This is a genomic window from Bradyrhizobium manausense, assembly GCF_001440035.1.
Taxonomy (GTDB): Bacteria; Pseudomonadota; Alphaproteobacteria; order Rhizobiales; family Xanthobacteraceae; genus Bradyrhizobium; species Bradyrhizobium manausense.
This window is the reverse complement of sequence record NZ_LJYG01000108.1, coordinates 692,257-699,638: the sequence shown is the minus strand read 5'-3', so window position 1 is coordinate 699,638 and position 7,382 is coordinate 692,257. Positions and strand designations below refer to the sequence as shown.

Here is a 7,382-nt window from a genome sequence, read left to right as displayed (position 1 = left end):
AAGAAGGACGAGCCGAAGGACGCGATGACGGCGAAGGTGACGAACGATGCCGTCGCCTTCATCCGCAGCCTTGCCGAACTGCGCGGCCACAATGCCGATTGGGCGGAGAAGGCGGTCCGAGAAGCCGCCACACTGTCCGCCAACGGCGCGTTGCAGGCGCACGCCATCGACATCGTCGCGCGCGATGAGGCCGATCTGCTCAGGCAAATCGACGGTCGAATGGTCGAACTCGGCGGCGGCACGACGCAGCGCCTGGCGACCCGGGATGCCGTCGTCGAAGCCGTCGATCCCGGCGCGATCTCTCGATTCCTGGCTGTCATCACCGATCCCAACGTCGCGTTCATCCTCCTGATGGTCGGCATTTACGGCCTCATCTTCGAGTTCATGTCGCCCGGCACCGTTGCTCCGGGCGTGATCGGGACGATCTGCCTGCTGCTCGGCCTCTACGCCCTCAACATGCTGCCGATCAATTATGCCGGGCTCGGCCTGATGCTGCTCGGCATCGCGCTCCTTGCCATCGAGGCTTTCAATCCGACCGTCGTGATCGGCCTTGGAGGCGTCGTCGCCTTTGTGCTCGGCGCCATCATGCTGGTCCGGGTCGAGTCGCCCAGCTACCGGCTGTCGTGGTCGGTCATCGCCGTCGTCGCGGCGATTTTCGCGGGGTTCGTGCTGGTCGTGCTCGGTGCAGTCAGGCGCGCCCGTCGCGGTTCGCCACGGGTCGGCGCGCAGGCGATGCGAGGCTTGATCGCCGAGGTGCTCGACTGGAACGAGAACGAGGGGCACGTCTTTACGCACGGCGAACGCTGGCAAGCGCGCGGCGCCGACACCTTCAAACCCGGAGAGAGGGTCGAGGTCGCCAACATCGTCGACTTGACCCTGGTGGTTCGGCGGCCGAGCGGTGAGGGAGGTCAAGTCTGATGTTCGAATATTCGCTTTATGCAGTGCTTGCGCTGATCATCATCCTGTTTCTCACCCAGGCCGTTCGCATCCTCAGGGAATACGAGCGCGGCGTGATCTTCACGCTCGGCCGCTTCACCGGGGTGAAGGGTCCGGGCCTCGTCATCCTCATCCCGGTCGCGCAGCAGCTGGTCAAGGTCGACCTCAGGGTGATGGTGCAGGTGGTGCCGCCGCAGGATGTGATTTCGCGCGACAACGTTTCGGTCAAGGTCAATGCGGTTCTCTACTTCCGCATCGTCGATCCCGAGCGCGCCATCATCAAGGTCGGCGATTACATGGCCGCGACCAGTCAGCTCGCGCAGACCACGCTGCGCTCGGTGCTTGGCAAGCACGAGCTCGACGAGATGCTCGCCGAACGCGACAGGTTGAACGCCGACATCCAGGAAATCCTCGATAAGCAGACCGACGTCTGGGGCATCAAGGTGACCGGCATCGAGATCAAGGACGTCGATATCAACGAAACCATGGTGCGCGCGATCGCCAAGCAGGCCGAAGCGGAGCGGTTGCGGCGCGCCAAGGTGATCAACGCGATGGGTGAACAGCAGGCCGCCGAAAAGCTGGTCGAGGCCGGCCGGATTCTCGCGCAGGAGCCGCAGGCCATGCAGCTGCGCTACTTCGCGGCCCTGCACGACATCGCCGGCGAGCGGTCATCGACCATCGTGTTTCCGCTGCCGACGGGCTTGCTCGATCATTTCACGTCGCGGCGTGAGGCGACGTGAGCATGGATCGGCGTAGATAAGAGGGCGATGAATATCTCGAATAAACCAATTGTCAGGAATTGGTGCGCGCCGATTTTCGCGATTCCGATTCGTTCTTCGAGAACGAAATGGAGTCAGACGCAGAACGAAAGCTGATGGTCTTCAAACAAAAAAGGCGCCCCGAAGGGCGCCTTTCGCGTGTCGTGATCTCGAGCCGCTTAGCCCGAATAGTACATCTCGAATTCGACCGGGTGCGGGGTCATCTCGAAGCGGGCGACTTCGGTCATCTTCAGTTCGATGTAAGCGTCTATGAAGTCGTCGTCGAACACGCCGCCGTTCTTGAGGAAGCCGCGGTCCTTGTCGAGGTTTTCCAGCGCCTCGCGGAGCGAGCCGCACACGGTCGGGATCGCCTTCAGCTCTTCCTTCGGCAGATCGTAGAGGTCCTTGTCCATTGCCGGGCCCGGATCGAGCTTGTTCTTCACGCCGTCGAGGCCGGCCATCAGCATCGCGGCGAAGCCGAGATAGGGATTGGCGAGCGGATCGGGGAAGCGCACCTCGACGCGCTTGGCCTTCGGCGAAGCGGTGTAGGGGATGCGGCAGGAGGCCGAGCGGTTGCGCGCGGAATAGGCGAGCAGCACCGGCGCCTCATAGCCCGGGACCAGACGCTTGTAGGAGTTGGTCGTCGGGTTGGTGAAGGCGTTGATCGCCTTGGCGTGCTTGATGATGCCGGCGATGTAGGACAGGCAGGTCTCCGACAGGTCGGAGTACTTGTTGCCCGCGAACACCGGCTTGCCGTCCTTCCAGATCGACTGGTGCACGTGCATGCCCGAGCCGTTGTCGCCATAGACCGGCTTCGGCATGAAGGTGGCGGTCTTGCCGTAGATGTGCGCGACCTGATGGATGCAGTATTTGTAGATCTGCAGATGGTCGGCCATCAGCGTCAGCGTGTCGAACTTCATGCCGAGCTCGTGCTGGGCCGAGGCAACCTCGTGGTGATGCTTCTCGACCTTCACGCCCATCTTGGCCATGGCACCCAGCATCTCCGAGCGCATGTCCTGCACGGAATCCTGTGGCGGCACCGGGAAGTAGCCCATCTTGGTGCGGATGCGGTGGCCGAGATTGCCGCCTTCATATTCGGTGTCGGAGTTGGTCGGGAACTCCGAGGAATCGAGCCGGAAACCGGTCTTGTAGGGATCGGACGAATAGCGCACGTCGTCGAACACGAAGAACTCGGCTTCGGGACCGACGAACACGGTGTCGCCCACGCCCATCGACTTCACCATGGCCTCGGCCTTCTTGGCGATGCCGCGGGGGTCGCGGTTGTAGGGCTCGCCCGTGGTCGGCTCGAGCACGTCGCAGACGATGACCATGGTGGTCTCGGCGAAGAACGGGTCGATCGTGGCCGTGACCGGATCGGGCATCAGGCACATGTCGGACTCATTGATCGCCTTCCAGCCCGCGATCGAGGAACCGTCGAACATCACGCCCTCAGCGAACGTGTCCTCTTCGATCATGGTGACGTCGAAGGTCACGTGCTGCCACTTGCCGCGCGGATCGGTGAAGCGCAGGTCGACGTATTTGACGTCGTTGTCCTTGATCGATTTCAGGACGTCTTTGGCGGTCTTCATGCATACCCCTTTTGGCTCTGCGGGTCGGTTTCCAGATGAGCAAAATTATTCTCGCTTTCGGCGAGTTTTTGCGCGAGCGCACAAACGAAATCAGGCCGCCGAAGCAGCCTTATTTCTTGTCAGAGTGTCGCAAAATGCGAGATAGCACCCGGCTCAGATAGCGTCCAGCCCGGATTCGCCGGTTCGGATGCGGATCGCCTCTTCGATATTGGAGACGAAAATCTTGCCGTCGCCGATGCGCCCGGTTTGCGCGGCGCGGCGGATCGCGTCGATCGCGCGCTCGACCAGGTCGTCGCCGATCACGATCTCGATTTTCACCTTGGGCAGGAAATCGACGATGTATTCTGCGCCGCGATACAGCTCGGCGTGGCCCTTCTGGCGGCCAAAACCCTTGGCCTCGGTTACGGTAATCCCCTGCAGACCAACTTCCTGAAGCGCTTCCTTCACCTCGTCGAGCTTGAATGGCTTGATGATGGCTTCGATTTTCTTCACTGCGCGCCTCCCGGCATTTCGATCAAATAGCAACGTCGTCGTCAGGATGCGCTTGTCTCACGCACGATTTGTCTTCGTCATGCCGGGACCTGACCAGCCCGGCAACAACGGCCGGCCACACCCAGAAGATGCCAGGGAGCACGACGAACCGAAGCGGCTTCCTCGAAAGCAGGGTCTATGCCAAGTTGCAAATGCCCTGGATATTGGAGCGTTATCAGCCTTTTAACGTGCATCTCTGATAGGTGGGGCCGGCCGGCTCAAAATACCGCAGGCTACGAAATAGGCAAACGGTTCAATATCTGTGCAATCAATTGTTCCGTTGGGCGTGTGGGCACAGGACGTGCCTGTTGAAAGGGCGTTTGGACCAGGGAAGTGGCATGGAAGTACTGACCAACGCTGAGATGCAGCGGGCTGACCAGCTCAGCATTGCGGCAGGCACGCCCGGCTTCAAGCTGATGCTGGGCGCGGGCCAGGCGGTTGCGGAGGCCGCCAATGCGCTGGTGGAGGAGGGGCCGATCCTGATCGTCGCCGGTCCCGGCAACAATGGCGGCGACGGTTTTGTCGCAGCCGCCGAGCTCGCTGCGCAAGGGCGCGAGGTCTCGGTCATCCTGATGTGCGAGCGCGACCAGCTCCAGGGCGATGCGGCCTCGGCTGCGCGCGGCTGGAAGCATCCGGTGCTGCCGTTCAATCCGCAGGCCATCGGAAAGCCGGCGCTGATCATCGATGCGTTGTTCGGCGCCGGCCTCAGCCGCCCTGTTGACGGCGAGGCGCGCGCGATGATCGAGGCCATCAACGCTAATGGCGCGCCCGTGCTTGCAGTTGATCTGCCGAGCGGCATCAACGGCACCAGCGCTGCGGTGATGGGCGTCGCGGTGAACGCGACCGAGACCGTCACCTTCTTTCGCAAGAAGCCCGCGCATCTCCTGTTGCCCGGCCGCATGCATTGCGGCCGCGTCCGCGTTGCCGATATCGGGATCGACGCGCAGGTGCTCGACGAGATCGCGCCGAAGATTTTTGAGAACGATCCGGATTTCTGGGGCGCCGCTTTCCCGGTGCCGCGTATTGATGGCCACAAATATGCGCGCGGCCACGTGCTTGCGGTATCGGGCGATGCCGCTGCGACCGGCGCGGCACGGCTTGCTGCCCGAGCGAGCTTGCGCGCCGGCGCGGGCCTGGTGACGCTCGCGACCCCGCGCGATGCGCTTGCGATCAACGCAAGTGCGCTGACAGCCGTGATGGTTCGCCCCGTGGACACCGCGATCGAGTTCGGCGAGCTGCTGGGAGACATCAGGTACAACACCTGCATGATCGGGCCCGGCGCGGGCGTCGGCGAGCGCACCTGCGACATGGTCCACATCGCGCTCACCGCGCAGCGGCATCTGGTGCTCGACGCTGACGCGCTGACGAGCTTTGCCGCAAAGCCGGAGCGGCTATTTGCATCGATCAAGTCGTCGCCGGACACAGCCGTGGTGCTGACCCCACACGAGGGCGAGTTTCCGCGGCTGTTCTCCGATCTCAGCAACAAGACTCCTGGCCGCTCGAAGCTCGAGCGCGTGCGTGCTGCCGCTGAACGCTCCGCCGCCGTCGTTCTGCTGAAGGGCCCCGACACCACCATCGCCGCGCCCGACGGCCGCGCCACCATCGCCGCCAACGCGCCGCCCTGGCTCGCCACCGCCGGCGCCGGCGACGTGCTCTCGGGCATCATCGCAGGGCTCCTGGCGCAGGGCGTACCGGCCTTCGAGGCCGCCAGCATCGGGGTGTGGATGCACGGTGAAGCGGCCAGCGAAGCAGGGCCGGGACTGATCGCGGAAGATCTCACCGAGACCCTGCCGGCCGTGCACCGGCGGATCTATAACGCGCTCGGGATCGAGTATTGATGCTGAGGCCGCTTGCGCTCACCGATATGGGCGCCGCGGCGCAAGTCCATCGGATCGCGTTCGATCACGCAATGCCATGGTTCGTCGGGCGGCGCACGCCGGATCAAGACCGCTGGTTCTATCGCGAGCTGGTTTTCCCGGCCTGCCGCGTGTGGGGACATTTCGACGGCGCGCGGGTTCACGCTGGTTGAGCAGACCGATGGAATGCGGAACGAGGAGAAAGAGCCAGACGCGCGGTACGTTTGGACGCGGCGGGGCCGATAGCTCACTCCACCCCGTACCAGCGCACCAGCCGCGGTGCGGACCAATCGGTCACGACGGATTCGATCAGCCAGCGCCCCGGCGAGGTTGCGGCAAAGGCAATGCGCTCGGTCTGGCCGGGCTCGATGGCGAGCGTGTCGAGCCAGTAGGGCTTCCAGCCGTCGTCGAGCCTGTCGAGCAGGCGGAAATGGTGGCCGTGCAGAGAGAAGACGGTGGCAACGGGGGCCGGGTTCTTCAAGGCGAGCATGACGGTGCGGCCGGCTTTGGTGCGGAAGGCGGGGTCAGAGGCGGTGGAAAAGTTGGCAGTCCGCGCCCATCCGGTGTCGGGTGCGCCGAGCACGACATCCAGCCGCAGGGCTCCTTTGAGGTCGAGCCTTTCGGGCAAATCGTTCGAGGGCAGCGGCCGCGGCGGCAGGAGAGGCGCGCGCCGCTCCAGCCAGCCGGTGACCATGAGGGCCCCAATCCGGCGCGCCTCCTTGCCATCGTGTAGAAGGAATTGGGCCGATCTGGCCGTATCCACAAAAGCATCGGCCCTTGCGCCGGGAGCCAGCACGAGGGCGCCGTTGCGCGCCGGGAACGGTTCGGCCGGCTGGCCGTCCAGGGCCATGACCAGGACTTCGTGACCCTCCAATTTGATCGCCAGAACAGAGCGTTGCGAGCCATTGATAAAGCGCAGCCGCAGTCGCTCGTTGCCGGAGGTTGAGAGTTCGAATGAAGTCTGCCCGTTGATCGTATAGAGCGCCGTGGTGTCCTTCGGATCCTGGCCCGGCGGGACGGCGCTGCCGTCCGGCCTCAGGCGCCATTCCTCGATCAGCAGGACCTCGTCGCGATCAACGGCGACGAGCCCTGTCTCCTCAGCGATGATCGGAAGCGGCCGCGCGGGCTGCTTCAGTCTGTCTTCGAACAGCCGGAAGTCAGTCAGCAGGGTTCCCGCTGATAATACTGAAATCGTTGATGTTTCCGTGGTCCCCGGAGCTGTGGGCGCGCGCCCCCGTTGGGGGTCGGCCACGGCTGCGCCGTTCAGGCCGTACCAGGCCGGCGCAAGCGGCACAGGCAGGTCGTTGCGAAACACCACTTCGCAGAGGTCGCCGCGCTTGAGATGGACGCCCCTGGTGTGGCTTGCGGCAGCAAGCTCCCAGATCGCTGTAGTCGGCTGACCCGGTCTCAGATCCAGAGTTGCGGGCCTGGCCTGGAGAAGGACCTGGGCGGTGGGGACCGAGGCTGCGCCACCGGCCAGGAACCCGGCCGCCGGGGCTCCGAGCGAGGCTCCCAGCCCGGCCAGAACCTGACGCCGATCAGGGGCAAGAATCCGCGGTTTCATGACTGGATCCGGATCACGCGGCGCTGGATAAGTCCAGCCATAGTACCTACTTGAGGGCTGCCTCCAATCAGGCCATTTTTTTGCTGCGAACAGTCGGGCACATGCTATAAGCCCGGCCGCCCGCGGCATCGCGGCCGGTGTTGATGCA

General features: G+C 63.9%; 7 protein-coding genes. 4 read left to right on the top strand and 3 right to left on the bottom strand.

Annotated features, from left to right (window positions below; translation table 11 throughout):
- Together AOQ71_RS33460 and AOQ71_RS33455 are read left to right on the top strand one after the other, a co-directional pair.
- The coding region (locus AOQ71_RS33460; protein WP_245317302.1) for an NfeD family protein at positions 1–918 on the top strand (918 nt) is incomplete at its 5' end.
- On the top strand, positions 918–1,676 hold the full coding sequence (locus AOQ71_RS33455) for a slipin family protein (RefSeq protein ID WP_430648667.1): 759 nt from the start codon (positions 918–920) through the stop codon (positions 1,674–1,676). The genes AOQ71_RS33460 and AOQ71_RS33455, both read left to right, overlap by 1 nt.
- A 197-nt stretch (positions 1,677–1,873) precedes the next feature.
- On the opposite strand, the gene glnA is transcribed toward AOQ71_RS33455, so the two are convergent.
- Positions 1,874–3,283 carry a type I glutamate--ammonia ligase gene (glnA, locus tag AOQ71_RS33450; protein WP_057756260.1) on the bottom strand — a complete coding sequence of 470 codons (1,410 nt, stop codon included), beginning with the start codon at positions 3,281–3,283 and terminating at the stop codon, positions 1,874–1,876.
- Positions 3,284–3,436: 153 nt separating this feature from the next.
- The gene (locus AOQ71_RS33445; protein WP_007603495.1) at positions 3,437–3,775 is read right to left on the bottom strand and encodes a P-II family nitrogen regulator; all 339 of its coding nucleotides are present in this window, start codon (positions 3,773–3,775) and stop codon (positions 3,437–3,439) included.
- Positions 3,776–4,152: 377 nt separating this feature from the next.
- Here AOQ71_RS33445 and AOQ71_RS33440 point away from each other — a divergent pair, with 377 nt between their 5' ends.
- Both AOQ71_RS33440 and AOQ71_RS33435 read left to right on the top strand, forming a co-directional pair.
- Positions 4,153–5,652: a bifunctional ADP-dependent NAD(P)H-hydrate dehydratase/NAD(P)H-hydrate epimerase gene (locus AOQ71_RS33440; RefSeq protein WP_057756257.1), complete on the top strand. Its 1,500-nt coding sequence runs from the start codon at positions 4,153–4,155 to the stop codon at positions 5,650–5,652.
- The gene (locus AOQ71_RS33435) at positions 5,652–5,843 is read left to right on the top strand and encodes a hypothetical protein (protein ID WP_245317301.1); all 192 of its coding nucleotides are present in this window, start codon (positions 5,652–5,654) and stop codon (positions 5,841–5,843) included. Before AOQ71_RS33440 ends, AOQ71_RS33435 begins: the two co-directional genes overlap by 1 nt.
- 74 nt (positions 5,844–5,917) lie before the next feature.
- Here the strand turns inward: AOQ71_RS33435 and AOQ71_RS33430 are convergent, their stop codons facing one another.
- Positions 5,918–7,234 carry a multicopper oxidase family protein gene (locus tag AOQ71_RS33430; protein WP_057756254.1) on the bottom strand — a complete coding sequence of 439 codons (1,317 nt, stop codon included), beginning with the start codon at positions 7,232–7,234 and terminating at the stop codon, positions 5,918–5,920.
- Positions 7,235–7,382: the final 148 nt, after the last annotated feature.